2 protein-coding genes are annotated in these 1,358 nt (G+C 33.3%); both read left to right on the top strand.

What is annotated here, in order from left to right; all coding sequences use genetic code 11:
• Window positions 1–118: 118 nt before the first annotated feature.
• Window positions 119–493: a hypothetical protein gene (locus K8089_RS16045; RefSeq protein ID WP_237604302.1), complete on the top strand. Its 375-nt coding sequence runs from the start codon at window positions 119–121 to the stop codon at window positions 491–493.
• Window positions 494–651: 158 nt separating this feature from the next.
• Entirely contained in the window at window positions 652–1,155 is a 504-nt protein-coding gene (locus K8089_RS16040; RefSeq protein WP_237604301.1) for a hypothetical protein, read from the top strand.
• The last annotated feature ends 203 nt before the right edge of the window (window positions 1,156–1,358 follow it).

Genomic DNA, 1,358 nt, shown 5'->3' with positions numbered 1-1,358 from the left:
TGCAAAACCCGAAATTAATTTTATAAATTTAAGGTCTGTTATAAGTCGAAAAGTCAGTGCGCCAATCCCGCTACTGTGCTTATACTGGACGTTGTAGCCAATTTAAAAATCACGATTTATGAAGAAAATTGCGAAAATTATTTTAATAAGTTTTAGCCTAATAATCTTAATAATTGCTGTCCTAATTTTTAGACCAGTACCGATTGTAACTGAAGATAAAACAATATCGGAAAGCGGAATCGTTTCGGAAATTTATAGTAACAAAGGCAACGATGTTATTTTTGTGATGGAAAATACTGAACGCAGATTTTACATAAATAGAGGACTGGAAAATGGATTGAAACTAAATAATCTGAAAGAAAAACTAATCGGAAACTCAATTATTGTGAAATACCCAAAATATTGGACACCACTCGATTGGAATAATAGCGTAAGACATATTTCTAAAGTTGAATTTAACGATGAAATAGTATTTAACGAACTGAAAAAATAAAAAAACTGGCTACAACAATGGCTATAAGTAATTGCTTGTTCTCGCCTACTTCTGAAAATCCTTGCGGATTTTCAGTTTGGTGTGTACTTACAAAGTTAACCGCTAAACCACGCAACTACTCATAGCCGAAACCGTTGTGTGTAATTTGAGAAAAGCCAATGCAGAGAACAGAAACCATAGATAAAAATCGACTTTTTGAACTGATTGAATATATTCTTTCGGACTCAAAAACTGGATTCTATGAATCATACTCTGAAATGGAAAAAGAAATAGTTCAGATAAATAGTCTGTCTGAATTCCAAGACTATTTTGAAAATGGAATCGCGAACAGAAAAGTACATTTCGGATTTGGAATTTATAATCCTGAATCGAAAGGCAAGTTCTTTACCTCGAAAATAAAGCTGAATCCTAAATATTGTAATGGAAAAACTTTCCGCTATCAAATAGTGGGTTGGGCAATAATTTTTATCCATCTTGACTTGAAAAACGGAGAAAACCAAATAGAATGTAAAGTATCTGTCAATTCAAAAAAACGAGCTGAAAATTGGAATAGCACAAATCCTGAATTTGGAAATCCTGAATTGTGGGAATGGAAAAACGTGGAAAGCAGAGCCAGAAAAATAATTAACCGATTAAAAAAAACTACACACAACAATGTATAACCGCAATTACGGCGGATTCGACTACGTCCGAATCCACTCGGAATTGCTAAGGTCTGTGCTAAACCGAAAATAATCGCTAATTTAACCCGTAACTGACGGTTATACGAGACCGTTGTGCAACATATTGCCAAAAAACGAAAACCGATAGTTTATTGAAAAAAACATTATTAAATCTAATTCTGATTTCCTTTTTATTTGGCTGC

Source organism: Aequorivita vitellina (genome assembly GCF_022008365.1).
In the GTDB taxonomy this organism is placed as follows: Bacteria; Bacteroidota; Bacteroidia; order Flavobacteriales; family Flavobacteriaceae; genus Aequorivita; species Aequorivita vitellina.
The sequence above is the reverse complement of the archived record's forward strand: the minus strand, read 5'-3'. Positions and strand labels throughout refer to the sequence as shown.

Excerpts from the sequence above, each read along its gene's own strand:
- K8089_RS16040 (WP_237604301.1), top strand. The coding sequence starts at position 652 with ATGCAGAGAACAGAAACCATAGATAAAAATCGACTTTTTGAACTGATT.
- K8089_RS16045 (WP_237604302.1), top strand. The coding sequence starts at position 119 with ATGAAGAAAATTGCGAAAATTATTTTAATAAGTTTTAGCCTAATAATC.